The following is a 26,962-nucleotide window of genomic DNA, read 5'->3' as shown; positions in this document are numbered from 1 at the left end:
GATTTCGCGAGCTATCTGCTTGCCAGTAGTGAAGCGCTCTGCGTGGCTCAGCCGACCTTGAAGGGGGTCAGCTCGGCCAGCGGGGCGGCGTCCATAAAGGCTTGCGGCTCCTGGCCGTGTTTGAAGATCTTGAAGTCCTGCTCGCGGGCGCTCCAGTACTCCAGACGCTCGCTGCCGTTTTCTCCGGTGATTTGCAGCAGACTCGCTTCACGCAGGGCCACCACATATTCGCTCGGGTTGATGGCGCAGAACTCAGCCAGACGCTCGTCGCGGGTCTCGCCCATGTGTCCGCTGATGCTGGCATCCAGATAGTGCGGGTTGATTTGCAGCGGGAACAGGCCCAGCGCGGGCAGCACGGCGGCGTTGCAAACCGGCATGTCGTTGGTGGTGCGGATGCTCGGAGTCGCCACGTTGCAACCGGCGCTCCAGCCCACATAGGGGATGCCTCGTTCGCGCACGGCACGCTGGATCGGTACGATCAGGCCGTTTTCATGCAGCATCTGGTTGAGGCGCCAGGTGTTGCCGCCACTGATAAAGATGGCGTCGGCCTGATTGACGGTCGCGACCGGATCATCAAAGTGGTGAATGCTGATGGTCTCGATCCCGAGGCTCTCGGTAAGTTCGTTGGCACGGGCATCCCAGTCGCTGCGGATCACCGCATAGGGGATGAGCAGAATGCGCTTGACCTGTTTGCGAGCCAGCAGGCTTTGAACCCGATCTCGGGCCCAGCCGAGCAGACCCGGAAATTCGTTGGCTTTACCGTTGCTTAGCAGAAGCAGTTCCATCAGATATGTCCTCAAAAAGTGAAAGCGGAGGAGGGAGGGCCACCGGAGCCGCCGTGCGGCCGGATGGCAAGAGGAGGCATGCTACCACCATTGGCGCGGCGGTTCTGTGATCGCGAGGCCCATTCAACGGCTATGGAGGAGTTATGGATGGATAACTCAATGCCAGCTGGTGGATTAATAAGCAGCGCTCCGCTCGCTGCCATCGCCAATAAAAGACCCCGCCGCAGCGGGGTCATGGCAGAGTTAGTCGAGTTTGAGATCGACCCACACCATGCGGTGATCCGAACTGACTCCCTTGGCGATGCCGAGTTTCGCATCATAGACCAGGTGATAACCGGCCTCGAAGCTGGCCGGCCAGAAGACGCCGCTCTTGACCGCGTTGAGGTTGGCGGAGGGGATGACGTGATCCAGCTGTAGCACGCTGGAGTTGGTGATCCGTTCCGGGTTGGGGCGATTGAGGTTACGTTTGCAGTCGGCCCCTTTGCTGACACACTCCGGACCCCCTTCGCTGACCGGGATCAGGGTGCCATTGGTGATGGCCTGATTCATCAGCGGGTTGTTAAGGAGATCCTGAATGGCGGTCAGGTCGCCGTCACCGGTGAGCGGATCGGCGTTGAGATCCCCGGCGATGACAAACTTGGCGTTTTTGGCCAGCCCACCCTTGGTGCCCTTGTCATCGGTCATGTAGTTGAGACCCTTGACGTAGTCGTTCCAGAAGGCGATCTCGGCGCGGTTGTGCTTGACGGTGTGGCGTGCCGCATTGGCAAAGATTGGCGGAGTCGGGTGGGAGATCAGGAAGTGGATCACCTCTTCACCCTTCTCGGTCTTGATGCGTACCGGCACATCGGCGTGGTTCTTGGAGGAGAGCGGGTACTGCTGCCAGGCTGCGTCTGAATACCAGGCATCACCACACTGGCGGCTGGCCGGGATCTTGACCTTGGGATTGTTGCAGTCATCGATGATGGGGTTCTGCTCGCCCGGCATATCCTTCCACTTGAAGTTCTGGAAGGTGCGGATCTGCTTGGTGTCGATGGGGTATTTGGACATCACCGCAAAGGCATACTGGCCGTGGTAGTTGCCAAAGCCCCAGGCATCGTCGGGGCCGCTGTTGACTTTGCCATCCAGATTGAGGTCATAACCGCTCATCAGGCCGGTGTTGGTGGCGAAATTCTGCATCACCGGATAGCTGATGGCGGTCACTTCGGCGTGCTGGGCGTGGGCCAGATAGTTGTCGTTGAAGGCTTTCAGATCGGCGGTGCTCTCGCCTTTGCCGTCGTTGTCGAACTCGTTGAGCAGGAACACATCCGGGCGGGTGCGCTGGATGATCTCCGCCACGTTGCGGATCTGCTGCACGTTCTTGGCTTTGGTTTCCGTGGCGCCGCTCAGGCTCCCTTCGGCGAGGCGGGCCAGCAGGGCATCCTGCTCGGTGCGGGTCAGCGCCAGCTCACCGGTCAGCATACCGGCGGCAGTGCGATCAAAAGAGAGGTTGAAGGTGGCAAAACGAACCATGGGATCAGCTGCCTTTGAGTCGTTGTCGCTGTTGCAGCCAGCCAGCATCCCGAGGGAAATGGCTGCAGCCAGTAGGGTCTTGTTGATATTTTTCATTGTAATTATTCCGTAGCATCAATGAGTTATGCCTTCTGTGAGGCGGCGCCATTATAAGTAGACGGCGATGCTGCGGGGATTTTGCCTGAGCAAAGTGTGAGGATATTCACACCACATAGCTGGCGATGATGAATGTTAGCAGGGCGATATGGGGTGTGAAAAACCGGTTTATACGCTGCAGTTTCCGGGATGAATGGCGCACTTCCTGCCGTTACCGCACTCTGAATTTGTCACACCACCATCGGCAGGCCGCTCTCGGGGTGGTGGATCACCTGTGCCGGATAGTCATAGAGACGGGCGATGAGCTCAGGGGTCAGCACCTCGGCAGGCGTGCCATCGGCCATCAGCTTGCCCCGCTCCAGCATCACCAGCCGATCGGCATAGCGCGCCGCCAGATTGAGGTCGTGCAGCACCACCAGCACTGCAGTATTGCGGTTGGCCAGGGCGCGCGCCATGGTGAGCAGCTGGTGCTGGTATTTCAGATCCAGCGCCGAGGTGGGTTCGTCGAGCAGCAGCAGGCGGGGTTGCTCGGCTTGCTCGGTCGGGGAGGGGGCCTGCCAAATCTGCGCCAGCACCCGGGCAAACTGCACCCGCTGCCGCTCGCCGCCAGAGAGCCCGGGATAGAGCCGTTTGGCCAGATGCTCGACCCCGGCATGGGTCATGGCCGCCGCCACAATCTCGTCACGCCGCACCGCCGGTTCACTGTGGGGCAAGCGCCCCATGGCGACCACTTCCTCGCAGAGAAAGGGGAAGTTGAGGGAGGAGCTTTGCGGCAATACCCCGAGTCGGTGGGCCAGCTGGCTGCTGTCCCACTGTTGGCGATCTGCGCCAAACAGGGTGATGGAACCCTCATATTCCAGCTCGCCGGTCAGGCACTTGAGCAGCGAGCTCTTGCCCGCCCCGTTGGGGCCGAGCAGCGCGGTGAGGGTACCTCTCTCGAGACTAAGATCGAGCCCATCCAGGATCTGGCGCTGGCCACGGCGCAGGCTGAGTCGGGTGCAGTTTAACAGGGGGGCGGAGAGTGAGGATGAGAGTGGTTGCATAACAGTCCGTATCACAGGGCGCGGCGGCCTTTTACCAGCAGCCAGATGAAGAAGGGGGCGCCGAGCAGGGCGGTGATGATGCCAACCGGCAGCTCGGCCGGGGCCAGCAGGGTGCGTGCCAGCATATCGGCTGCCAGCAGCAGGGCGGCGCCAAGCAGGGCCGAGAGCGGCAGCAACCTGACATGGTTGGGGCCTGCCAGCAGGCGCACCAGATGGGGCACCACCAGCCCGACGAAGCCGATCATCCCCGATACCGCTACCGCCACCCCGACGCCTGCCGCGGTGAGCAGAATCAGGCGACGCTTGAGGGATTGCACATTGACCCCAAGATGACGGGCCTCTCCTTCACCCAGCAGCAGGGCGTTGAGGGGATTGGCATCGCGCATAAAGAGCCACAGCAGGGCCGCCAGGGTGAGCAGGGCCAGCGCCACATCGGCCGGTTTGCCTGCCGCCAGCGTCCCCATCTGCCACAGGCTCAGGTTGCGCAGCATCTGATCGTCCGCCAGATAGGTGAGCAGGCCGATCACTGCACCGGAGAGCGCCGTGATGGCGACCCCGGCCAGCAGCATGACGGTGACCGAGGTGCCCCCCTCACGGGTGCCGAGCAGATAGACCAGGGTGGTGGTGAGCGCGCCGCCGAGAAAGGCGAGCAGCGGCAGCAGACCAACCCCGATGGTGGCTTGCAGCTGCTGGCCGAGGGGGGCCAGCAGCACGATGGCGAGCGCCGCGCCGAGCGCCGCACCGCCGGAGACACCTATGATGCCGGGGTCAGCCAGAGGGTTGCGAAACAGCCCCTGCATCACGGCGCCACAGAGCCCGAGAATCCCCCCCACTGCGATGCAGAGCAGGGTACGAGGCAGGCGAATTTCCTGCACGATCAGCAGCTTGTGCGACTCTATCCCGCTCTCCTGTCCGGCAAACAGCGCCCGCAGACTCTCGCCCAGGGTGAGGGTCATGGGGCCGGTTGCCAGCGAACCGAGCAGCAACAGCGCCAGTGCGGCCGTGGTGAAGGCCAGCAGCCAGGAGAGGGGTAACCGCATCATGACCCCTGCTTGATCCACTGGGCGATCTGGTTCGCCTGTTGCAGGGAGTTGAGGCTCAGGCCCCCTTGCAGGGCGTGGCCGTCGATGGCGTGAATGGCGTTGCGCTTGCCAGCCGGGGTGGCGGCCAGGGCGGGCACTTCTGCCAGCACCTTGGCCGGGTCGGCATATTGCTGCCAGTCACGACCGCTGACCAGCACCAGATCGGGCTGCATCTCGATGAGGGATTCGGCGGATACCGGCTTGTAGTTGCGCAACTCGGCGACCGGATTGATGCCGCCTGCCAGCGAAATCAGCGCGCTGGCGGTGGTGTCCCCCCCGGCGATGCTAGTGGGTTGCCCCTTGTGCAGCAGCAGGAAGGCGACCTTGAGCGGTTTGTTCTGTTTGGCTTGCGCCGCCAGCTGATCGGTCTGGGCCTGGATCTCTGCCTTCAGGCGATCGCCAGCTGCTTTATCGCCCAGCAGGTTGGCGAGGGTGTCGATACGCTGGTTAAGGTTGGCGAGGGTCGGCGCGGTATCCAGCACCTCCACCTTGACCCCGGCACGACGCAGCTGATCCAGGGTCGGGGCCGGGCCCATCTCGTCGCTGCCCACCAGTCGGGTGGGGGAGAGGCTCAGGATCCCTTCGGCGGCCAGCGCCCGGTGATAACCCACCTTGGGCAACCCTTTTGGCAAGGGGCTGCTGACATCGGTGGCGATCAGGCTCGATTCACCGCCAAGGGCCAGAATGAGTTCTGTGGTGGCGGGGCCGATACTGACGATACGCTCTTTCTGTCCGTCGGCGGCAACGGCAGAGAAGGGGGACAGTAAACTGCAGAGCAGGGTGATGGCGAGGGCAAGACGACGGCCCATGCTAACCTCCGAAGGGGTGAATAAAACGGGTGTGCCGCCGAGAATATCAAGGCTTTGGAAAAAATGCACTGATAATGATAGCAATTATCAATTGCATTGATTCCGGTGCTTTATTAGAGTAGCCGCCATGATAAACAGCGGGACGATCTGGTCCCGCAAAGGGAGAAAACATGAGCATTGCACAACGCATTCACGCGCTGCTGGAGCAGGATCCCGGCGCTCATCCGTCCACCCTGGCGGCCCAGCTCGCCATCAGCGAATGGGAGGTGGTTCGCCATCTGCCCGCCGAGCTGGTGACCCTGCTGCCCGCCGATCGCGCCCAAGGTCTGCTGGAAGATCTGGCCGACTGGGGCCCGGTGACCACCATCGTCGAATCAGAAGGTTCCATCTTCGAGGTAAAAGCCTCCTTCCCGAAAGGCAAGGACGCACGCGGTTACTACAACCTGATGGGCCGCGACGGTGAGCTGCATGGTCACCTCAAGCTCGACAACGTGGCGGGGATTGCGCTGGTCAGCAAGCTGTTCATGGGCAAGGAGGGGCACTCCTTCCAGTTCTTCGGTCACTCCGGCCGCTGCATTTTCAAGGTCTATCTGGGTCGCGACGAGAAACGCCAGCTGCTGGCCGATCAGGTCACCCGTTTTATGGCGCTGCGCCACAACTCTCAAGAGGAAGTCAAAGCATGAGTGAACGTCAGGAGCGTCTGCAGAACCGCCTGCAACCGGAGATCCGCGAGTTTCGCGACAGCTGCCGTACCCTGCAGCTCGCCACCGTCGATGGCGAAGGCAATCCCAACGCCAGCTATGCCCCGTTTGTGCTGCAGGAAGATGGCTACTATGTGCTGATCTCCGAGATCGCCCGCCACGCCCGCAACCTGCAACAGGTGCCGCGGGTATCCCTGATGCTGATCGAGGATGAGAGCGGTGCCCGCGAGCTGTTTGCCCGCAAGCGCTTGACCTTCGATGCGGTTGCTGAAGTGGTGGCCCGTGACGACGCCCGCTGGAGCAAGGCGGTCGCAGCGCTGGAAGGTCGTTTTGGCGAGATCATCAAGGGTCTCTCCAACCTCAAGGATTTCAAACTGTTCCGCCTCAAGCCGGAACAGGGGCTGTTCGTCAAGGGCTTCGGCCAGGCGTTCGCGGTCTCCGGTGACGAGCTGGTGGATTTCGTCCATCTGGTGGAAGGGCACAAGCGCATCGACAACGGTGCCGAGCTCACCAGCCCGGCCGATGCGCCGGTCTGACGATCCCTGTCGACCACGACAGCCGTCATAACAAAACGGGCAGCCACTGGGCTGCCCGTTTTTATTGCGTTATCTCATCCGGCCTGTTCAATCCTGCCAGCTGGCCTTGTTGGGAAAAGCGCGACGATCGGCGTCGGTGGCCGTTTCGTTGCACTCGCCCCGTACCTTCCAGTAGGTCTGGCTCAGCACTATGTAGCCCTGGCGGCAATACTGCTTGGTCGCCAGGGTCTCGGTCAGCAGGTTCTCCTGCAAGGCTTCCCGCTGTTCCAGCAGCCGTTGACTCTGGGCCGCCGAGAGGCCGCGCGGCAAGGTGTCGTTGGGTGCGGCTTCAAAGGTGAACCGCTTGCTCCCCTCCTCGTTGATGTGGGTCAGAAACAGGGGGTCCGGCCCGTCATACTTCTGGCCGGGCAAGCTGGAGCAGGCCGACAGCAGGGGAACAATCAACAACAGGGTGGCAGACAACAGGCGCACGACAGACTCCAGTGAGAAACGAGGCGAGGCTCGCAGATTAGCACGGCTGCAGGGCGGGTGTTACTGCCAGCAGCTCGTCGGTGGTGAGCAGGGTCACACTGCGCCCCTCCGGCAGGCTGAGGTGGCGCCACATCCAGTGATGGTGCTCGGTGATCTGGGCCGCGCTCAGGTGGGGGCGATCGGCGGTGGTGTGACCATCGCTCAACACCAGCACCTCGTACCCATGGGAGGCGGCACTGCGCACCGTGGTATCGACGCAAAAATCGGTGGCACAGCCACAGAGAATGAGTCGATCGACCGGCTGCTCGGCCAGCAGGAAGGCAAGCTCGGTATCGAGAAAGCTGTCACAGGCTGTCTTGCGCACCCGGCTATCTCCTTTGGCCGGTTGCAGCGCACTGTGCAACTGCCAACCCAGGGTGCCCGGTTCCAGTTCGGTACCGGGGGGCGAGTCATGCTGGATATAGATGACCCGTCCCTGTTGCTGCCTGACATGGGCCGCAGCCCGATTGATATTGGCCAGCACCTGCTCCTGGCGGTAACGGGGCTCGTTGAACAAGCCTTGCTGCACATCGATGATCAGTAACACATCCATATTTTACCCGCCGTTTCCTTGAAGATTAGGGTTGCAGCCACTGGCTGCAGTCACGACTGCGGGATTGATGCAGCGAGCCCATATCTTGCTTCATCTCGTCACTGTTTTGCCAGCGCTTAGGCAGCGGCATGATGGTTACCTGCACATCGGCTGCGGGATCTGCAACAGAGGTCTCATCTGTACGGGGGACGACCAGCGCTACCTTGAGGGCCGGATTGCGGCTGGCGATGCGACTGGCGAGCCCAAGCCCCCCCTCGACGTGGAAATTGCCGGCGATATGCATGATCTGCTGGCCCGGGTGCTTGGCGAGATAATCCACCATGCTCTCGGCCATGGTGTCATCCCAACTGGTCTGGGCGGCGAAGCGGCGGGCGTTGCTGTCGGCATCGCCGTGGTGCATGGAGGCCATAAATTTCTGGCGATAGGGATCATCCCCCAGCGTCAGCTGGCGGGCCAGCTGGCTGCGACGTGTGGCGGGCAGTTTGTCGAGCCACTCAGCCCCCTCCTGACCGACACAGCTCACCAGCGGCTTGGGGGCGTTGGCGGCGATCACCGGCATCTGGTGCGCTTTGGCAAACTCCACCAGCGGGCGATAGTCGCTCGGATAGTTGGGCCAGGCGTTGCCTTCGCGGATCAAGGCCGCTTCACCAATCTGGTTCGCCAGATAGGCATCCAGCGTCTTCTGATCGGCGCGGCTGAACTGCTCCATGGAGAGGACCAATGGCCGACCGTGCTGCTGACCTGCGGTGTAGAGCCCGCTCAGCAGGCTCGATTGCAACAGATGCACGGCGGGATGGCTGTGCAGCTCGCCCACCAGAATGATGTCGGCGTCGGCAATTCGCGCGATTGCCTGCTCCAGCGTCAGGTCTGCATCTCCCTCGCTACTTAGCCGGTAGTCATAGAGCGTCTGCAACTGTGATGACACGGTTGGCTGGGTTGGGGTGGCACAGGCTGCCAGTAGCAGCGGCAGGGCGAGCAGGGGAAGTCGTCTAATCATGGGATCTCACGGCTGATATGCCCGGATGCCGGTGCATCTCGGGGGGCTAATAGAGAATAAGGGCAACACAGGGCGACAGTGTAAAACCAATTTGGTTCAAAACAAATGAGAATGATTTCGTTTCTTGTTGATCTTTGTCGAGAGCCGGGTAATATGCGGCCTGTTTGATAACAGTTCTCAATAAGGATTCGCTGTGACCCATCATAACGCACTCTCTCTGGTTGCCCTCGCCGTGGCTGCCGGTCTCTCCTCCCAGGTCTTTGCTGCCACCCAGAAGGCGGATGAAGTCGTGGTCGTCAGCGGCTCACGGATGGAGCAAAAACTGGAAGATGTCTCCGGCCCCATCTCGGTGATCACCGCCAAGCAGATTGAAGAGCAGGTCGTCACCAACGTCGCCGACCTGTTCCGCTACGAACCCGGTGTGACCGTGCTCGGCGGTCAGGGTGATGCGCAGACCTTCATCATCCGCGGCATGGGAGAAAACCGGGTCAAGGTGGTGCGCGACGGTGTGCGCCAGAACGATGCCTACAGCAAGGGCGGTGTTGGCCAGAGCTACTTCGATACCGACATGATCAAGCAGGTAGAAGTGGCAAAAGGGCCGGCGTCTGCCGCCTACGGCTCCGATGCGCTGGGTGGCGTGATTGCCATCACCACCAAGGATGCCAGCGACTTCCTCAAGGGCAAGGATAGTTATCTGGATGTGACCAGCGGTTACGCCTCCAGCAGCCACCAGAAGATGGCGGGCTTTACCGGCGCCTTGCGCACCGGCGAAGTGGAGAACCTGCTGCGCTACACCTGGCGCGATGGCGGTGTGACCCAGAATTTCGACTCCACCAAGAACGACTTCGATATCGGTACCCACGCCCTGCTGCTCAAGAGCAAGTGGAATCTCTCCGATGAACAGTTCCTCAAGCTGACCGTCGACTACCTGACCGATGGCGAGGAGCCGGATGCGGTCAAGCTCAACAAGGTCGGTACCGGCACCGCCCGCGTGTTCGATCAGCCCATCACCGACAAGCAGACCGACAACCTCTCTGTGGTGCTGGATCACGGCATCGCGCTGAATCAAGGTTGGGCCGATCGGATGGATAGCAAGGTCTACTTCGCCCGCACCAAGCAGACGCTGGATCAATACGCCTCATCCAAGTATCCGGTCAGCCCCGGCAACCCCTATGTGACCAAAAACTCGCTGGATCACAACGTGTTCGATCAGAAGAACATCGGCGCCCAGCTGCAGTTCCACAAGGCGGTCGCCAACCACCGCCTGGCCTGGGGGGCTGAATACGAGCATACCGACAACGAACGTACCCGTTACAAGGGGCCGACGACCCCCGGTGATTTTGTCGGCTACAACGAGCTGAGTTTCCCGGCTACCACCAGCGAGCGCAGCGCCCTGTGGGCCTTTGACGAGATCAAGTTTGGCGAGCGCTGGGTGCTGACCCCGGGTGCCCGTTATGACTACTACCGGATGACTCCGGACAACGATCCGGCCTACACAGGCGACAAGCTGCACAAGTTCTCGGAAGGGGAGTTGTCACCCAAGCTGGGTCTGGTGTTCAAGGCCCACGAGGCGGCCAACCTGTTCGCCCAGTACAGCCACGGTTTCAAGGCCCCCATGTATGACAGCGCCTTCTCCACCCTGAACCATCAGGCGTACGGCTATCGCATCGAGCCCAACCCGAACCTCAATCCGGAGAGCAGCGACGGCATCGATCTCGGCGTGCGTGGCAACAGCCACGGCTTTAGCTATGAATTGGCCAGCTTCTACAACAAGTTCGACGATTTCATCGAGATGGTGGAAGTGGGTCAGCAGGGACGCACCGCCGTCTACCAGTACCAGAACCTGAGCAAGGCGACCACCAAAGGGGTCGAAGCCAAGGCGGATTACTGGCTCAACAATATCGTCAATGTCTGGGGCAACCTCGCCTACATCGAAGGCAAGGATGGGGATGGCAACTACATCAACAGCCTGAGCCCGCTCAACGGCTCGGTCGGTGTGCGTCTGGAACAGTCCCAATGGAACTTCAACACCGCGCTGCGCTTTGCGGACGACATGGACAAAGTCCGTAAAGACAGCAAAGGCAAGGATTACGTGAAGAGCGCCGGTTGGGGTGTTGTGGATATGTACGCCCAGTTCAACCCGATGACCGATCTGCAGCTCAACGTCGGGGTCTTCAACCTGTTTGACAAGGAGTACACCAGCTACGAGCGCATCGCCGGTCGTGCCCAGGGCTCCGATAACAGCATGATGACCGAACCGGGCCGCAACCTGAGTGCACGGGTCAAATACGTATTCTAAAAAGACAACACACGCAGTGATCGAGGGCTGTTGCCCGCACCGGATCCCCGCCCTGACAGGCGGGGATTTTTTATACATGTAGCCAGGTGTGAGGTGACCCGCTCACACCATGTTATTCATTGGCTTCGCCTTTTTCTTTGTGTTGGCGAGATATTATGCTATTTGATTCATTGTTAATGATATTTAGTAATTCTTTACAATGGGTGTGCCTAGCTTTTGACTTCGACATCGAACTTTTTCCTCGACACCGCCGACGCTCTTGAGCTGATTACCCGCTTCAATGAGGCCTCTGACGAGCAGACCATAGTGGCCCTGCTGCGTACCCTTAGCCAGCAGATGGGTTTTGACCACTTCCGGCTGGGATTCATCTTTCCCAGTTCGATTCAGCGTCCTGATGTGAGGATTTTTAACGGATGCCCTGCCGAGTGGGTGCAGAGCTACGACAAACAACGTTTCTTTACGGTGGATCCCGTTGTGAGAAAAGGGATGAAGCAGAGCACCCCCATCCTCTGGGGCAGCCTGATCACCGAGTGTTGTGAGCGGCAAGATATGGTGGGGCTGGAGGTGATGCGGCAGGCATATGAGATGGGGCTGCGCGACGGGATCACAATTCCCTGGCATGGGGCTAATGGCCATGTTGGCTTGCTGTCATTGATCACTCGCGCCCCACGAACCGAGCATCAATGGTTGAGTGCCACTCCTTTTTTAAGCTGGCTGGCTGTGCATGTCTTTGAAGCGGTAGCCCGTGTTTGTCTCTGTGTGAGGCAGCCTCAGGAAGAGCTGACGTTACGGGAGCAGGAAGTGTGCCAGTGGGCTGCCGAAGGCAAGCAAGTGAGTGATATTGCCCAGATCCTGGGGATCAAGCCCAGAACCGTCACTTTCCATCTTGAACGGATAGCGGAGAAGCTGGGTGCGAGCTGCAAAAATCAGGCGATATCATGGGCGCTGATGCAGGGTATTGTCAGACTGAACATTGACACGGCACAGATTGAAAATGTGGATGATGACAGTGCATGATGCTGCCTAACGCAAAAAATTGCTCATTACGTAGATTAAATTACTAAAAATGTCAGTTTTGCCAGTGGGTGTGATGATATTGCGCAAGTTATTGCATCTATGCGCGTAGAGAGAGAACAGATGGAAGGTAATTGACTGATAAATAAAGAATAAAAAAGTGGCATGGTCGCTGCTAAAGGTTGGTCGAGTGCTATCTCGTTTAACCAACTTATTTAGGAGCATACACATGCCAACTCCATGTTATATCAGCATCGAAGGTAAAACCCAGGGCAATATCACCGCCGGGGCCTTCACCTCTGACTCAGTCGGCAACATCTTCGTGCAAGGCCACGAAGACGAGATGCTGGTACAAGAGTTCCAGCACGTTGTCACCGTCCCGACCGACCCGCAATCCGGTCAGCCTGCCGGTCAGCGTGTCCACAAGCCGTTCAAGTTCACCGTCGCCCTGAACAAAGCCGTGCCGCTGATGTACAACGCGCTGGCTTCCGGCGAAATGCTGCCGAAAGTGACCCTGAAGTGGTATCGCACCTCCGTTGAGGGCAAGCAGGAGCACTTCTTCTCTACCGTGCTGACCGATGCCACTATCGTTGACATCGACTGCCAGATGCCCCACTGCCAGGACCCGGCGAAGTCTGACTTTACCCAGCTTATCCAGGTCTCCATGGCTTACCGCAAGATTGACTGGGAGCACACCGTTGCCGGCACTTCCGGTGCGGACGACTGGCGCGCCCCCATCGAGGCGTAAGCCTTGCTTCGGTACTTTGGTATTCCTTGTAAGTAGTAATGTGTCTTTGAGCCGGTTGTTCAACCGGCTTCTTGTACTGTGCATTTTCTCCAGCCTGGCCAACGGGTTGGCTGGAGCTTTTCTGTTTTGCCATCCCCCAGCCGGGGTTTGATGCCCTGCGAGTGAGCGCGGAGGGATGGCAAAGCACTAAAGGGTGTCCTGTGATGCAGACCCAATCCGCCCGTAACCCGTGTTCGCCGCTATCTTGGTTGCCCGTTGTGGCACAGGAGAGGGCGGTAGCGTGGTTTGGCGGTTGGGGTCTTGAAGAGGGGCGCAGACATCGCGTGGCCGTGACAAGAGGGGAGAGCCATGGCTAATCAAACCGGATTGCAATTTACCGTCAAGGTGGGGGCGCTGCCCGAGAGCACCTTCGTGGTGGCGAGTTTCCAGCTGGACGAGGGACTGAATCGGCCGTTCAACCTGCGCCTTGAGCTGGCCAGCAGCCAGCCCGATGTCGACTTTGGCGCCGTGCTGGACCAACCCTGCGAGCTCATGGTGTGGTACAACGGCGAGCTGCAACGCCAGGTGTGCGGGGTAGTGAGCGAGTTTGCCCAAGGGGACAGCGGCTTTCGCCGTACCCGCTATAGCCTTGAGGTCAAACCCGCCCTGTGGCGGCTGGGGCTGCGCCAGAACTCCCGCATCTTCCAGGCGCAAAAGCCCGATGAAATCCTCAGTATCCTGCTGCAAGAACATGGCATCACCGATTACGCCTTTGCGCTCAAGAACGAGCACGCCCAGCGGGAATACTGTGTGCAGTATCGGGAGACCGACCTCGATTTCGTGAATCGCCTTGCTGCCGAAGAGGGCTTGTTCTACTTCCACGAATTTGAAGCGGGCAAGCACCGCATTGTGTTTGCCGACGACGCGGCGGCATTGACTCAAGGCCCCGAGCTTTTCTTCAACCTCGGCAACCGCTCGCTGGAACAAGGGCCCTATGTGCGCCAGTTCCACTACCGCGAGGCGGTGCGCCCCTCGGATGTGGAGCTGAAAGACTACAGCTTCAAGACGCCGGCCTATGGCCTCTCCCACAAAAAGCAGGGAGCAGAGCTTGAGCATCAACGGGATACTTATCAGCACTTCGACTACCCGGGCCGCTACAAGCAGGACCCGAGCGGCAAGGCGTTTGCCCAGCACCGGCTCGATGCGCTGCGCAATGACGCGGTAGCAGGCAGCGGCAAATCCAACAGCGCCGCGTTGCTGCCGGGCCAGCACTTCTCACTCACCGAACACCCCAATGGCAGCCTTAACACCGACTGGCAAATCGTCCATATTTGCCACACCGGTGAGCAACCGCAGGCGCTGGAGGAAGAGGGCGGCAGTGGCCCGACCGTCTACCACAACGAATTTGGCGTAGTGAAGGCGAGCACCACCTGGCGCGCCCGTATCGGCAGCCCCGAGGCACCCCATAAGCCGATGGTGGATGGCCCGCAAATCGCCATGGTGGTGGGCCCTGAAGGGGAAGAGATTTACTGCGACGAACATGGCCGGGTCAAACTGCAATTCCCGTGGGACCGCTACGGCAGCTCCAACGACCAGAGCTCCTGCTGGGTGCGAGTGAGCCAAGGCTGGGCCGGTGGTCAATATGGCATGATGGCCATCCCGCGTATCGGCCACGAGGTCATTGTTAGCTTCCTAGAGGGCGACCCCGACCAGCCCATCGTGACGGGGCGCACCTACCACGCCACCAACCGGCCGCCGTATGAGCTGCCTGCCAACAAGACTCGCACCGTGCTGCGCACCGAAACTCACAAGGGCGAGGGCTTTAACGAGCTGCGCTTTGAAGACCAGGCGGGACAGGAAGAGATTTATATCCACGGTCAGAAAGACCTGAACGTGCTGATAGAGAACGATGCCGCCTGGCACATCAAGCATGACCAACACACCGACATCGACTTTGATCGGGTGACTCGCATCAAGGCCAACGACCACCTGACGGTGGAGGGTGAAAAGCGTGAACAGATCAAGGCGGACTATTCGCTGACGGTGGATACCTCCCTGCACCAGAAACTGGGTCAATCCCTGTTGGTGGAAGCGGGTGAAGAGGTGCATATCAAGGTGGGTGACAAGTTGGTGCTGGAGGCGGGCTCAGAGATCACCCTCAAGGGGGGTGGCAGCTTTGTCAAAGTTGACCCGAGCGGCATCAAGCTGGTCGGCCCCGCCATCAAACTCAATGCCGGAGGCAGCCCGGGAGCTGGCTCTGGCTGGGCTGGTCAGGCTCCCGTTATTCCCAAAGGGGTTGAGGTGGTCAAAGCTCCGGAACTGGTTGAACTGGTCAAGGCGATTGCCACCGAGAAGGCGATGGAGGCGTTGCTCAAGGCGCTGGAGCCCGATAGCGATTATCAGCCCTCCGCTTGATGTTCGACGAACAACTTAGGATTGAATGACAAAGATGAAAATCGTCTATCCCATGCAACTGGCGGGTGAGAACGGCTCCAGCGAGATTGCATCTCTCGATGAATTTATCAAGAAGATCAACGGCCTCAAGAGCGGTACCTTCCCGATAGGCCGCAACCGTATCTGGCACGGTGGTATCCACTTCAGTAAAAGCGGAGGCTGGCACCCGAGCGGCGCAGTGCGCGCGATTGCTGACGGGGAGATTGTGGCCTACCGACTGGCGACCAAACCAGCCAAGGCGACCCGTAGCACCGAAGAGGGCAAGCCAGAGGGAAAGATTGACTTGTATACCTCCCCTTCGTTTTGTCTGGTACGTCATCGCTACGAAGCCGGTGAGCAGAACAAGAATCGTCTGACTTTCTACAGCCTCTACATGCACATCGCCTGTGAGAACAGCTACAACAGTTCCGAGGCTGCGCGAGTAATGGTCAAGGGGACAGGTGTGTCCACCTATGAACCGGTGGTCGAGGGACATCCTCCCAAGCTGACACGTCGGCTGTCTGGCGATAAACCTGTCTATGCGAAAAGGGGGGCTGAAGTGAAGTTGGTCGGCCAGGAAGTGAAGAGCCTGCTTAACCACAAAGATGAGCCCCACGATTACTATCTGGTGCACTACGTTAATGACCCGGACAGCCTGTTCCATATTGCGGCAAGCCAATTACAGCAGGAGTTTCCACAAAAGCCGAAGTGGATGACACCACCAGAAGGCAAACCAGCTCGCTGTAAGATCCCTGGTAATACATGGCTACGTAAAAGCGCTGACACCACAGCTGAGAGCTTGGGCTTGCCTGCAGGTAGTGAGGTCGTGATATCTGGTGAGCCGGCACAAATGATAAGCATCAATGGCGGCACGACTGAGTTTCGTAAAGTACAGGTTTTCAAGGTGGGCAGCGGCACTGTCAAAGACAGTGCCAATCAGGTGATGACCAATGCCAGCAAAGGTGCCGTTGGCTGGCTGGCAAAAAGCAAGATGGGGGCCGGACTAACCGCAGAACCGAGTATCCCTGTCGAATTCAAAGACGATGCGGTCGTTGACCGCAGCGCAAACCCGATACCGGTGCAGGCCGGAGAGATCATCGGTCATTGGGGTGAGCATGAGCTAGCCACTGCCGGAGCCAGCGGTTTCGAGAAAGACGCAGACAGCAAAGCCGTGCACTTTGAGGTGTTTGTGGCAGAAAGCGACAAACAGGTGCTTGAAGATTGCATCAATAACAAGGCGCGGGTCACCGGTGGCCAAGGCTACCTGCTGGTAAAGAAAAAGGTCACTACCTATCGTCTCACCAGCGATAGCAAGCATGGTTTTCACGAGGTTGCCAATTTTGGGCCGCTGGTCTTACCGTTGGCGGTGAAAGAGTCTGATATTGTCACTCACGGTGCCAACAACTTTGTGAAGGTACGTGAGCGGACTGCTGCGGACGGGGAGTTGGCTGGCGAGTTCATATTGCAGGGCGGTGATGTTGAAGTCATCAGTCAGCACGACTGGCACAAGCTGGGCGTCAAGCTGGTCGATGGCAGCAGCGATGACGATGGATTTTTGGACAAGGCTGATACCGAGAGTGAAGATCCGCAACAGAAAGAGGCGAGCAAATTTTTCAGTACCCTCTATGACAAGCTGGTGACAGACAGGGACAACGATGGCACCCTGAGCGGCGATGATATCAAGGCCGCGCTGGCCGATGAGGAGTTGGCGGGCAAGTTGCGCATGTTGTTTATCAAGCACAAAAGCGAATGGGTAAAGCCTGGCGATTGGCCGCGTCTAAAGCAGGAGTTAGCCGAGCAGCCGAAGCTCTATGAGTATGCGATGCAGGTACACAACAATATGGCGTGGATGGAAGATGCCAGCGCGATATTAGGTGATACCAAGCCTTGGTTTATTCATCCGGCAGGGATGATGGGGTTGGTGGCTGAGCCTATCTCTGATGATGAGATGGATGAAAAATGGCTCACAGTACCCAAAGGGCAGCTCACATTTGATGCTGAAGGAAACGATGTTGACACGAGCATATACTTCTCGAGAAAGCCACATATACCAATGCAAAGAGATGGTACTGTCATTGGTCAATCAGGAATCACTTATGGACGAGGTTTAGATATTGGTCAGCAAACACAACCGTTTGTTTCAAACTTGTTGTCGGCGATCAGTGAAAATGCAAGGCCATTATCTGATAAAATGTCTTCTTGGCTAATTGTTGGCTCCGGTAAAAAACGCGATCTTGCTAAAGATCACCTTGCTTTGATTAATGATTCTGTTCCTATGGATGAGCAAATACTAACCAGGAAGCAACAACACTTTTTATTTTTATCTGTATATGGTGATCGTGAAAGTACAACAAAACGTACAATAGAGGCGGCTCGAGGCTCTCGTCATGTTCTTGCACCACCAGGTAAAATCATATGGGATCAATTACCTACAGATGTAAAGGAAGTCTTAGTGGATTTAACATTTAGAGGTGATAACCATTCGAAATCAAGAGACTCTATTATTCCAACTTTGGTTGAGGGGTTAGAGTCTGGTGACTATAGTGCTTTTAAATATTTGATGAGTGACAGAAGTGTTTGGATTGATGTGTTTAGAGTCCCCCGAGAAAGATTCAATGCGAGGTCATCATGGGTAAATTAATTTTTTTATTATCAATAGGCATTTCATTTTCTGCTTTTTCTCAAGAATGCTCTGACAAAAAAACAGAGACTGAAATGTATCAGTGTATCTCTGCGCTTTATGAAAAATCAGATGCGGAATTAAACTCTGTTTACAAAAAGAAGATGGTGGAATTAGACTCCATAAATATTCATGGTGAGGGTGTAGACATCAAACCCGTGTCATTTTTTCTTAAGAAAAATCAGCAGGCATGGATAAAAATGCGAGATACTGACTGTGATTTGGAAACATACGAGTCAATGACTGGCTCTGGCTACGCCACTATATATAAGAGTTGTCTATTAAAAAAAACAAATGAGAGAGTTAAGTTTTTAAATTCATTGTTTTACTAAGCCGGGACAATATGTTCAGATCTAGTTATCACCTGACACCGGCTTAACGCCGGTGTTTTTTTATCGCTACAAATAGTTTTGGTGCAGGATAGCTCGAAGATTTGTTGTATCCAGATGATTTTTCGTTGTGAGGATGGATTTAAATTTGAATCCGAGATGCAGATCCTGATGATGAAGCAAAGTGATTAGGGGACAAAAAAGAAACCCGCCATAGGCGGGTGGAAGGATTGCAACACTAACCAGGAGGAGGTGTTACCAAGTAGACCCTGTACCTTCGGTAATAGTTCAATTTTGTTGAAGTTTTTCCGTTTTCTTAGCGGGGTTTCCATCGGGATCTGTGGGGGCGGATGAGTTATCATTCTGCTCCCGTCATCTGGTTGCAGAGGATCTATGCCCGCGTTCTCCTGGTTAGCGCTCTTTTTCGGCGCCTTCTATTTTGTCTACGGCGCTTACTTGCCGTTCTGGTCGCTCTGGCTGGAGGGGGTGGGCGTCAGCGCCGAGATGATTGGTCTCCTGCTGGGGGCGGGGATGGCGATCCGCTTTGCCGGCAACCTGATGGTGATGGGGCAGATCAAGGGGGCGGGTCATCTGCTGCCGGTTACCCGATTGTTATCTCTGCTCAGTCTGTTCGCCTTCCTTGGCTTCTATCTCAGCCATCACCTCTGGTGGTTGGTCGGTCTCACTCTGATTGCCAACTTTATCTACCCGACCCTGATGCCGGTAGGTGAGGCGCTGGCAACCCGCATGGTGGTGCAGGCGCATATCGACTACGGCAAGGTGCGGCTGTGCGGCTCTTTTGCCTTTATCGTCGCCTCTACCCTGGTAGGGGCGCTGGTGGGCAACTTCGGTAGTGACTGGATTTTGCACACCATGGTGGCGGGGCTGGTGCTGATGCTGCTGCTCAGCTGGCTGCCGCTCTATCCGGCGCCACAGGATAGTCAGGACGAGCGCGCCAAGGCGTCCTTGCTGGCAACCCTGCGCAGCGCACCGGTGCGCCGTTTCCTGCTGCTGACCGCTCTGCTGCAGGGGAGCCACGCCGCTTATTACGGTTTCAGCGCCATCTACTGGAAGGAGCAAGGATATAGCGGCACCATCATCGGCTATCTGTGGGCGCTCGGGGTGGTGGCGGAGATCTGTATGTTTGCCGCCGACAAGCGTTTCTTGCAGCGCTTTGGCGCCCAGAGTCTCTTTATCGCCGGTGCCATCGGTTGTGTGGTGCGCTGGGTATTGCTGGGGGCTTCGACCGAGTTGTGGGTGCTGGTGCTGGGGCAATTGCTCCACTCGGTGACGTTCGGTATGAGCCATCTGGGGGCGGTGCGCTTTATGACCCGTCAGCTACCGGCCGAGCAGTTGATCCCGACTCAGGCGCTCTATGCGGCCTTTGGCCTCGGCATGACGGTGGCGGCCCTGATGGCACTTTGCGGCGTGCTGTTCGAGCCTCTCGGCGGCGGCATCTTCTTCCTGATGGTGCTGGTGGTCTTGCCGGTGTTCTTCCTGCGGCTGCGCCCCTTTGCGCCGTCTGGGCAGGAGAGTGCTCCAGCCTGATATTTGTCTATTTGAATCATCACCTAACAAAAGGGAGAGCCACGGCTCTCCCTTTTTTGTTGCTGTGGTTTGCGGCGTTACTGTTGCTCGCCAAGATAGAGGCGGCTGAGGCGGCGCCAGGTGTCCGAGCCGATGGTGCCGGCAAGCAGCTCATTGGATGCAGCATCAAAGCGGCCATCCGGCAGCCAGCCCAGTTGGGGCAGCAGTTGCGCCAGCGTCACGTCATTGTGTTGCAACTCCCGCTCCAGCGCTTCCCAGAAGGCGCTCCCCTTGACGTAAAAGAGCGGGTAGTAGGAGCGATCGCCCGCCAGCACCTCGCGAGCTGCCCGATAGAGGCCGCTCTCGCTATGGGGTAGCAGTTTGCCCCGCTCGGCCAGCTCGTTGACCGCCGTGACTTGATGCAGCCGAAAGCGGCGCAGCGCCTTGATGGCGAGGTACTCGGCGAGGCTCTCGTTGACCCAGGTGGGTTGTGGAGCAGAGTGGCGAGCGCTGAGGATATGCACCGCCTCGTGGGCCGAGGTGCGCAGCAGGCGCAAGGGGGCCTGTGGCGTCGGTTTGCCAGCCTCGGTGGGGTAGTTGGCGACAAACACCTGATCCCCGGCGGCGCCGCCAAGGGAGCGGGTCGCCACATCCCGCCCCAGCCACACCAGTTGCCATGGATGAGTGGGTGGATCCACATCGAGCTGGAAGGCCAGATAGTCGATGATCTCATTCAGTTGCTGCTGCAAGGCTGGCAGATCGAGCTGGTTGGCGGTCTCGTCATGGCTCAGCACCAGCCGCGGATCCGGCTTGGTGACGGGCACAGTGTCCAGACCAAATGGCAGGATCAGCGGCGGCTGGTTGACATCCGGCAGTGGTTGGCAGCTGCCATCCGGCAGACAAACCTTTCCTTGGCGACTCCCCATCTGGCGCACAAAGTTACCCCACTCGGTCAATAGCCACTGGTCAGGGGCAAACAGCAGCGACTGTTGGGCCGAGGCATCAGCACCCTCTGCCGGAGCCGGTGTGAGCGTGATCTGCCAGCCAACCTCTTTGCAGGAGAAGGGCTGGTTGAGGGCAACCGGCTGGTTGTCTGCAAGGCAGGCCAGCGCGGGGGAAACCGGCGTGGCACTGCCCGGCAACTGACGAGCGGGGAGCAGGGTAAAAGGGGGCTTGCCCTGCATGGTGAGGCGCACTTGCAGCACATTGGCGCTGGCGCCCCGCTCGATAAGATAGCGGGGGCCGCTCGCGTCATTGCCAGCGCAGGCCCACAGCGGCAGCAGCCACAGGGCAAACAGGGTGATATGACGACTCATAAGGGGTTAGTGCTCCTGCTCGTAGCCCAGCAGATCGCCGGGCTGGCAATTGAGTTCACGGCAGATGGCCTCCAGAGTGGAGAAGCGCACCGCCTTGGCGTGGCCATTCTTGAGGATCGAGAGGTTGGCCTCGGTGATGTCGATGCGCTGGGCCAGCTCGCGGGCGGTCATTTTGCGCTCGGCCAGCAGGGCATCGAGGCGGATGATAATGGGCATAGGATCCTCACACCGTCAGTTGCTGTTCATCGGCCAGCAGTTTGGCCTCGCGCATGACCAGTGCCAGCGCCGAGACGATCAATCCGGCCAGCAGCAACTGAAAGTTTGAGGAGCTGATATTGATGGTGCCGTGCAGTTCAGGGCCTTGCAGAGTGAGCGCTATATCCAGCAGTGGCGTGGTGATGATCTCGGCGATGAAACTGGCACACAGCAGCAGTCCGATCATTTTGTAACGACGGATCTGGTCGAAGGTGAACAGCATGGCGCATCGATAGCCACGAAACAGCTGGAGCAGTTGCCACAGGATGAGCATGAAAACTACATCAGGCAGCAGTATGACCAAGGTCGCCAGCAGGCGGGTACCCATATTGAGGGGGTAGTCGGCAATCGAGGGGGCCGTAGTGGTCACTACTGGTGAGGGCATGTTCAGTGGGACATTACTGAGTGTGGAACCGTCATTCACTGCCAGGGCATCGACCAGCTCCTGATGCAGATAGTCGTTGCCACCCAACAGGTGTGACCAGGCTCCCATGACGGTCATAAGTGGGGTGGCCACCAGTGCAAATAGCAGAACCCACTCGATTAGGCCGCTCATTCGTTCGAGCTTGTTGTGTTTCATCGTTTATCTCCAGATGGAATGTGACAGAAAGATTAGGGCCATGAACGGTGCTGCCAGCAGGGTCAGCAGCAGGCACCATTCGATAAGGTCGCTGATGTGTCCGAGCGTATGGTGTTTCATCGTTTCACCTCTTGCTTGAAAGAGAAAAAAGATGGAGCGTGCGCGCATGAAATTATTGTTTATCAATAAACAGACGCTAGTGTTTATCGTTTTGCGATATAGAGTCAAGGCTAAACTTATTGAAAAACGATAATTTCAATCTGTCCGAAGGGGATGACTTTTGGCTGCAGCCTCTCTAGACTGGCGAGGTTGTATACAAAAACTCAACATGGACAAGGAGTTATCGATGCACCAGGGATGGCTGCTGATCGGATTGTCGCTCACCTATCTGGGGCTGCTGTTTCTGATCGCCTTCGTGGCAGACAAGCACAAACGGCACCGTCTCAAGGGACAACCGCTGCTCTACAGCCTGTCGCTGGCGGTCTACTGCACCTCCTGGACCTTCTTCGGCACCGTGGGGCAGGCGAGTGAATCGCCCTGGTCGCCGGTGCCCATCTACCTTGGCCCCATGCTGGTCTTTCTGTTTGGCTGGCGGCTGCTGGCCCGCCTTATTCTGGTAGCCAAACGGGAACACATCACTTCCATCGCCGACTTTATCGCCGCTCGTTACGGCAAATCCCAGCGGCTCGCCATGGTGATCGCCCTCATCGCCATCATGGGGATCCTCCCCTATCTGGTGTTGCAGCTCAAAGCCATCGTCACCGGGCTGGATCTGCTGATGGTCAACAGCGGCGGCATCAGCCCGACCAGCAATACCAGCGAGTTGGCGCTCGGGGTCACTCTGCTGCTGGCGCTGTTCAGCATCCTGTTCGGTACTCGCCATCTCGATGCCACCGAGCACCACAGGGGGATGGTGGTGGCCATCGCCTTCGAGTCGGTGGTCAAATTGCTGGCCTTTATCGCGGTGGGGGGCTTCGCCCTCTGGCTGATCCTGAGCAAACCGGGCGAGGCTCACGAACAGGTGACCCGCGACTTCTTTGCGCAGGTGATGGCGGTGAGCCCCGGCAACCTGCTGGAGCTCGCCATCTATACGGTGCTGGCGATGTGCGCCGTCATCTGCCTGCCGCGCCAGTTTCATGTGACTGTGGTGGAGAACAATCAGGGGCAGGATCTGCACTGGGCGCGCTGGATCTTCCCGCTCTACCTGTTCGTGATGGGGCTCTTTATCTGGCCGCTGGCGCTGGCGGGCAAGCAGTGGGTGGGTGCCGACATGGCCTCCGACACCTATGTGATCAGTTTGCCGATGGCACTCGGGTTCGATGGCATGGCGATGCTGGCGTTTCTCGGCGGCACCTCGGCGGCCACCGGCATGGTGATCGTCTGCACCATCGCGTTGGCGATCATGGTGAGCAATGATCTGGTGCTGCCGGTGCTGCTGCGCCGCTTCTGGCGGCAGGGGCGTGACGAGCGGCTGGTACGGCTGCTGTTGCAGGTGCGCCGTGGCGCCATCCTGCTGATCTTGCTGGCGGCCTGGGGGCTCTACCTTTGGCTCGGCGATCTCACCAGCTTGTCGCGCATCGGCTATCTCTCTTTTGGCGCGGTGGCCCAGTTTGCGCCAGCCCTGCTGCTCGGTCTCTACTGGCGTCACGGCAATCGCAAGGGGGTCTATCTTGGGTTGAGCCTCGGGGTGAGCCTCTGGTTCGTCACCCTGCTGGTGGAGAGCGGGCTGCTGGCCGGTTCACCGCTGGCCGAACTGCTGGCACCGCCGGACTGGCCCGCGTTTCGCGAGCTGAGTCTCGGGGCCTGGTGCATCTTCCTGAGCCTGCTCTTCAACCTGCTCGGCTATGTGGCAGGCTCGCTTCTGTCGCGCCCTGCGGTGAGCGAGCGGCTGCAGGCGGCCAACTTTGTCGGCAAGCCGAGCCGCGATACCGCCGCCCTCTATCAGGCGCGGGTCTCGGTCAAGGAGCTGGAGATGCTGGCGGCTCGTTTTGTCGGCTCAAGCCGGGTCAAGCGCGCTTTTGGTCGCTTCGCCGGTGAGCGGGGCGGCACCCTGGCGCCCCAGATGCAGGCCTCGGCCGAGCTGATTGCCCACACCGAACGGCTGCTGGCGGGGGTGTTTGGCACCTCGTCGGCACGGCTGGTGCTTGCCTCTGCCCTGCAGGGGCGCAACATGCAGCTCGAGGAGATCGCCACCATAGTCGATGAGGCCTCCGACGTGTTTCGCTTCAACAGAGGCTTGTTGCAGGGGGCGATCGAGCATATCGGGCAGGGGATCTCGGTGGTGGATAGGGAGCTTCGGCTGGTGGCCTGGAACCGCCGCTACATCGAGCTGTTCCACTATCCGCCGGGGCTTATTCAGGCTGGGCGCCCCATTGAAGAGATCATCCGCTACAACGCGCAGCAGGGGCTTTGCGGCCCCGGCGATATCGAGGATCACGTGGCGCGGCGCGTCGCCTTTATGAAACGCGGCAGCGCCCATATCTCGGCGCGGGAGCGCCCGGACGGGCGGGTGATCGAGATGCAGGGCAACCCCATGCCCGCCGGTGGTTTTGTCATGACCTTTACTGACATCACCCCGTTTCGCGATGCCGAACGGGTGCTGCGCGAAGCGAACGAACATCTGGAGGCACGGGTGGCCGAGCGCACCCGTGAGCTCTCCGAGCTCAACCGTCAACTATTGCTGGTGAACCAGCAGGTGGAGCGGGCCAACCACTCCAAGAGTCGCTTTCTGGCGGCGGTCAGCCACGATCTGACCCAGCCCCTCAATGCGGCCAAGCTGTTTACCTCCTCCCTGCTGGAGATGTTGCCCGCCGAGGGGGAACCGGCACGTATCGCCCACCATATCGACGATGCGCTGGGGGCGACCGAGGATCTCATTAGCGATCTGCTCGATATCTCGCGGCTTGAAGCGGGCAAATTCAAAGCCAGGAAACTCGACTTCGCCCTGCATGACTTGTTCGACAACCTCAAGGCGGAATTTGGGGTATTGGCACAGGCGGGGGGGATCCACTTCTCGGTGGTGGAGAGCAAGCATGCGGTGCATAGCGATGTGCGGCTGCTGCGCCGGGTGTTGCAGAATTTCCTGACCAATGCGTTTCGCTACAATCCGGGGGGGCGGGTGCTGCTCGGTTGTCGCAGGTCAGGAAGCAAGATCCGCATCGAGGTGTGGGACAACGGCCCCGGTATCCCGCAGGACAAGCAGGAGGCTATTTTTGACGAGTTCTCCCGTCTCGATCACTCCCGTACCGCCAAGGAGCAGGGGCTGGGTCTGGGGCTCGCCATCGCCCGCGGCATCTCGCAGGTGCTTGGCCATCAGCTCACCCTGCAAAGCTGGCCGGGCAAGGGATCGGTCTTTGCGGTGACCCTCAATCTGGCCACCCGACCGGTTGTCCCTCAACAGTTGGTGGCGCCTGTAGTACGCGATAGCCAGCTGGAAGGCGTAGCTGTGCTCTGCATCGACAATGAGCGGGATATTCTGACCGCCATGAGCACTTTGCTCAGCCGTTGGGGCTGCGAGGTGCGTTGCGCCGTCGATCTGGCCGAAGCCGAAGCGCTGGTGGCAGACGGGTTTGTGCCGAGATTGGTGCTCTCCGACTATCACCTCGACGATGGCAAGACCGGGCTGGAGGCGCTGGCTGCGCTGCAACAGGTGTGTGGTGACGAGTTGGGGGGCATCGTCATCAGCGCCGATCGCAAGAGCGAGTTGCAGGTGCAGATCCGTGAGCGAGGGTATGGCTACATCAGCAAGCCGGTCAAACCGCTCAAACTGCGGGCCCTGATGAACAGCCTGCTGCTGAGGTAAACAGGGGGATGTTGCTTATGGCTCCATAAGAAGCTCAATAAAAGCGGCTACCTTGTCGCGGATTTTGGGCTGGGCCGCCGGGGTGGGATGAATACCATCGTTCATCATAAGTTCAGGGCGCAGCGCAATATCATCCATGAAGAAGGGCAGCAGGGGCAGATCGTTAGCCTGGGCCAACTCGGGAAAGATCTGTTCAAACTGGCGCAGATAGCGGGCACCGTAGTTGCGGGGAAGCTGGATTTGGGTCAACACCACACGGGTCTGCTGTTCCTTGGCGAGCGCGATCATACTGGCCAGATTCTGGCGGGTAATGGTCGGTGCGAAGCCGCGCAGGCCATCGTTGCCCCCCAGTTCGATCAGCAGCCAGTCCGGCTTGTGCTCCTTCAGCAGGGCGGGCAGACGGGCCAGAGCCCCTTGTGTCGTTTCACCGCTGATGCTGGCATTGAGCAGGGTGTGTTTGCCCCCCTCTGCCTGCCATTTCTGGTTGAGCAGGGCGGGCCAGCTCTGCTCAACCTGCATCTGATAGCCGGCGCTCAGGCTGTCTCCCAGTACCAGCAGGGTCTGGGCCTGAGCCGACGAGAGCAGGCTGCCGAGGCCAACGAACAAGGCAAACAGAATACGCACCATCAATTCAACTCCCGCTATGGATTGTCATCAAGGGATTGGAACAAAGGATACAGAGCATGAGTTCAACCCCCATTATTGTCGTCAAGGGCCTCGGCAAATCGGTTCGCCTCGGCCAGGAAAGCCTCACCATCCTTGAAGGGATCGATCTGCAAGTCAATAGCGGCGAGACGGTGGCGCTGGTTGGCGCCTCCGGCTCCGGCAAGTCGACCCTGCTGGGGCTGCTGGCCGGGCTCGATCTGCCGAGTCAGGGGAGTATCGAAATCCTCGGCAAATCCCTTGGTGAGCTGGATGAGGAGGGGCGGGCCCGATTGCGCGCCGAACAGATCGGGTTTGTGTTCCAGTCGTTCCTGCTGCTCCCGACCATGACGGCGCTGGAGAATGTGATGCTGCCTGCCGAGCTGCGTGGCGAACGCCACTGCGAGCCGAGGGCCCGCGAGCTGTTGGCTGCAGTCGGGCTTGGCGAGCGGTTGCACCATCTGCCGCCACGGCTCTCCGGCGGCGAGCAGCAGCGGGTGGCCATCGCTCGCGCCTTTATGACCCGTCCCAGCCTGCTGCTGGCGGATGAGCCGACCGGCAACCTCGACAGCAAGACCGGCGAGAAGGTGATCGAGCTGCTGTTTGAACTCAATCGCAAGCACGGCACCACCTTGGTGGTAGTGACCCATGATCATCAGCTGGCCGAGCGTTGCCAGCGGCAACTGGTCATGACGGCGGGCAGACTGGATCGTGAGGTGGCCCATGATGTGGTGTAA

General features: G+C 58.8%; 23 protein-coding genes. 11 read left to right on the top strand and 12 right to left on the bottom strand.

Translation table 11 applies throughout. From position 1 onward, the window contains the following. Nucleotides 1–47: 47 nt before the first annotated feature. The 5 genes from pepE to G5367_RS07670 form a co-directional block, all read right to left on the bottom strand. Nucleotides 48–785 (bottom strand): dipeptidase PepE, encoded by a 738-nt coding sequence (pepE, locus tag G5367_RS07690; RefSeq protein WP_236767675.1) that lies wholly within the window; start codon nucleotides 783–785, stop codon nucleotides 48–50. Between the two features lie 243 nt (nucleotides 786–1,028). Then, on the bottom strand, nucleotides 1,029–2,390 hold the full coding sequence (locus G5367_RS07685) for an endonuclease/exonuclease/phosphatase family protein (protein WP_005362524.1): 1,362 nt from the start codon (nucleotides 2,388–2,390) through the stop codon (nucleotides 1,029–1,031). A gap of 230 nt (nucleotides 2,391–2,620) precedes the next feature. Further along, entirely contained in the window at nucleotides 2,621–3,433 is an 813-nt protein-coding gene (locus G5367_RS07680; RefSeq protein WP_421244999.1) for a heme ABC transporter ATP-binding protein, read from the bottom strand. A gap of 11 nt (nucleotides 3,434–3,444) precedes the next feature. After that, nucleotides 3,445–4,476, bottom strand: a complete 1,032-nt coding sequence (locus G5367_RS07675; protein ID WP_005335261.1) for a FecCD family ABC transporter permease — start codon at nucleotides 4,474–4,476, stop codon at nucleotides 3,445–3,447. Then, nucleotides 4,473–5,324, bottom strand: a complete 852-nt coding sequence (locus tag G5367_RS07670; protein ID WP_421245000.1) for a heme/hemin ABC transporter substrate-binding protein — start codon at nucleotides 5,322–5,324, stop codon at nucleotides 4,473–4,475. The genes G5367_RS07675 and G5367_RS07670 overlap by 4 nt, the downstream gene beginning before the upstream one ends. 170 nt (nucleotides 5,325–5,494) lie before the next feature. On the opposite strand from G5367_RS07670, the gene hutX reads away from it, so the two are divergent. Together hutX and hutZ are read left to right on the top strand one after the other, a co-directional pair. Beyond that, nucleotides 5,495–6,007 (top strand): heme utilization cystosolic carrier protein HutX, encoded by a 513-nt coding sequence (gene hutX / locus G5367_RS07665; protein WP_421245001.1) that lies wholly within the window; start codon nucleotides 5,495–5,497, stop codon nucleotides 6,005–6,007. Further along, complete coding sequence (gene hutZ, locus G5367_RS07660) at nucleotides 6,004–6,561, top strand: heme utilization protein HutZ (RefSeq protein ID WP_005335257.1); 558 nt, start codon at nucleotides 6,004–6,006, stop codon at nucleotides 6,559–6,561. Before hutX ends, hutZ begins: the two co-directional genes overlap by 4 nt. Nucleotides 6,562–6,648: 87 nt before the next feature. Here hutZ and G5367_RS07655 read toward each other — a convergent pair whose 3' ends face one another. From G5367_RS07655 to G5367_RS07645, 3 genes are read right to left on the bottom strand one after another with little or no spacing between them, the layout of a single operon-like run. Further along, nucleotides 6,649–7,032 carry a hypothetical protein gene (locus G5367_RS07655; RefSeq protein ID WP_421245002.1) on the bottom strand — a complete coding sequence of 128 codons (384 nt, stop codon included), beginning with the start codon at nucleotides 7,030–7,032 and terminating at the stop codon, nucleotides 6,649–6,651. A 37-nt stretch (nucleotides 7,033–7,069) separates the two neighbouring features. Next, the gene (locus G5367_RS07650) at nucleotides 7,070–7,624 is read right to left on the bottom strand and encodes a cysteine hydrolase family protein (protein WP_421245003.1); all 555 of its coding nucleotides are present in this window, start codon (nucleotides 7,622–7,624) and stop codon (nucleotides 7,070–7,072) included. 25 nt (nucleotides 7,625–7,649) lie between these two features. Continuing rightward, complete coding sequence (locus G5367_RS07645) at nucleotides 7,650–8,621, bottom strand: ChaN family lipoprotein (RefSeq protein ID WP_421245004.1); 972 nt, start codon at nucleotides 8,619–8,621, stop codon at nucleotides 7,650–7,652. 193 nt (nucleotides 8,622–8,814) lie between these two features. On the opposite strand from G5367_RS07645, the gene G5367_RS07640 reads away from it, so the two are divergent. The 7 genes from G5367_RS07640 (at nucleotide 8,815) to G5367_RS07610 (ending at nucleotide 19,651) form a co-directional block, all read left to right on the top strand. Continuing rightward, nucleotides 8,815–10,920, top strand: a complete 2,106-nt coding sequence (locus G5367_RS07640; protein ID WP_216978137.1) for a TonB-dependent hemoglobin/transferrin/lactoferrin family receptor — start codon at nucleotides 8,815–8,817, stop codon at nucleotides 10,918–10,920. Nucleotides 10,921–11,226: 306 nt separating this feature from the next. Beyond that, entirely contained in the window at nucleotides 11,227–11,937 is a 711-nt protein-coding gene (locus G5367_RS07635) for a LuxR family transcriptional regulator (RefSeq protein ID WP_337072483.1), read from the top strand. Nucleotides 11,938–12,163: 226 nt separating this feature from the next. Then, nucleotides 12,164–12,682, top strand: a complete 519-nt coding sequence (hcp1, locus tag G5367_RS07630; protein WP_010634242.1) for a type VI secretion system effector Hcp1 — start codon at nucleotides 12,164–12,166, stop codon at nucleotides 12,680–12,682. Nucleotides 12,683–13,030: 348 nt separating this feature from the next. After that, nucleotides 13,031–15,076 carry a type VI secretion system tip protein TssI/VgrG gene (tssI, locus tag G5367_RS07625; RefSeq protein ID WP_421294083.1) on the top strand — a complete coding sequence of 682 codons (2,046 nt, stop codon included), beginning with the start codon at nucleotides 13,031–13,033 and terminating at the stop codon, nucleotides 15,074–15,076. A 34-nt stretch (nucleotides 15,077–15,110) separates the two neighbouring features. Further along, nucleotides 15,111–17,735, top strand: coding sequence for a hypothetical protein (locus G5367_RS07620; protein WP_421294081.1), 2,625 nt, complete (start codon nucleotides 15,111–15,113; stop codon nucleotides 17,733–17,735). Next, the gene (locus G5367_RS07615) at nucleotides 17,723–18,106 is read left to right on the top strand and encodes a lysozyme inhibitor LprI family protein (protein WP_005348187.1); all 384 of its coding nucleotides are present in this window, start codon (nucleotides 17,723–17,725) and stop codon (nucleotides 18,104–18,106) included. The genes G5367_RS07620 and G5367_RS07615 overlap by 13 nt, the downstream gene beginning before the upstream one ends. A 390-nt stretch (nucleotides 18,107–18,496) precedes the next feature. Next, nucleotides 18,497–19,651, top strand: coding sequence for a 3-phenylpropionate MFS transporter (locus G5367_RS07610; protein ID WP_421294079.1), 1,155 nt, complete (start codon nucleotides 18,497–18,499; stop codon nucleotides 19,649–19,651). Nucleotides 19,652–19,728: 77 nt separating this feature from the next. Here G5367_RS07610 and G5367_RS07605 read toward each other — a convergent pair whose 3' ends face one another. From G5367_RS07605 to G5367_RS07595, 3 genes are read right to left on the bottom strand one after another with little or no spacing between them, the layout of a single operon-like run. Then, complete coding sequence (locus tag G5367_RS07605) at nucleotides 19,729–20,946, bottom strand: hypothetical protein (RefSeq protein ID WP_421245156.1); 1,218 nt, start codon at nucleotides 20,944–20,946, stop codon at nucleotides 19,729–19,731. Between the two features lie 6 nt (nucleotides 20,947–20,952). After that, nucleotides 20,953–21,162, bottom strand: a complete 210-nt coding sequence (locus G5367_RS07600) for a helix-turn-helix domain-containing protein (RefSeq protein WP_201949611.1) — start codon at nucleotides 21,160–21,162, stop codon at nucleotides 20,953–20,955. Nucleotides 21,163–21,169: 7 nt separating this feature from the next. After that, nucleotides 21,170–21,781, bottom strand: coding sequence for a DUF2975 domain-containing protein (locus G5367_RS07595; RefSeq protein WP_421245157.1), 612 nt, complete (start codon nucleotides 21,779–21,781; stop codon nucleotides 21,170–21,172). Between the two features lie 346 nt (nucleotides 21,782–22,127). On the opposite strand from G5367_RS07595, the gene G5367_RS07590 reads away from it, so the two are divergent. After that, nucleotides 22,128–25,583 (top strand): NahK/ErcS family hybrid sensor histidine kinase/response regulator, encoded by a 3,456-nt coding sequence (locus G5367_RS07590; RefSeq protein ID WP_421245158.1) that lies wholly within the window; start codon nucleotides 22,128–22,130, stop codon nucleotides 25,581–25,583. 15 nt (nucleotides 25,584–25,598) lie between these two features. Here G5367_RS07590 and G5367_RS07585 read toward each other — a convergent pair whose 3' ends face one another. Further along, nucleotides 25,599–26,210: an arylesterase gene (locus G5367_RS07585; protein ID WP_421245159.1), complete on the bottom strand. Its 612-nt coding sequence runs from the start codon at nucleotides 26,208–26,210 to the stop codon at nucleotides 25,599–25,601. 56 nt (nucleotides 26,211–26,266) lie between these two features. Between G5367_RS07585 and G5367_RS07580 the strand changes: the two genes are divergently transcribed. Continuing rightward, the gene (locus G5367_RS07580; RefSeq protein WP_421245160.1) at nucleotides 26,267–26,962 is read left to right on the top strand and encodes an ABC transporter ATP-binding protein; all 696 of its coding nucleotides are present in this window, start codon (nucleotides 26,267–26,269) and stop codon (nucleotides 26,960–26,962) included.

This window comes from Aeromonas sp. 604282 (genome assembly GCF_049170575.1).
GTDB classification, from domain to species: Bacteria; Pseudomonadota; Gammaproteobacteria; order Enterobacterales; family Aeromonadaceae; genus Aeromonas; species Aeromonas veronii_A.
Note: the sequence above shows the minus strand (reverse complement) of the source record. Positions and strands in the feature narration are given on the sequence as shown.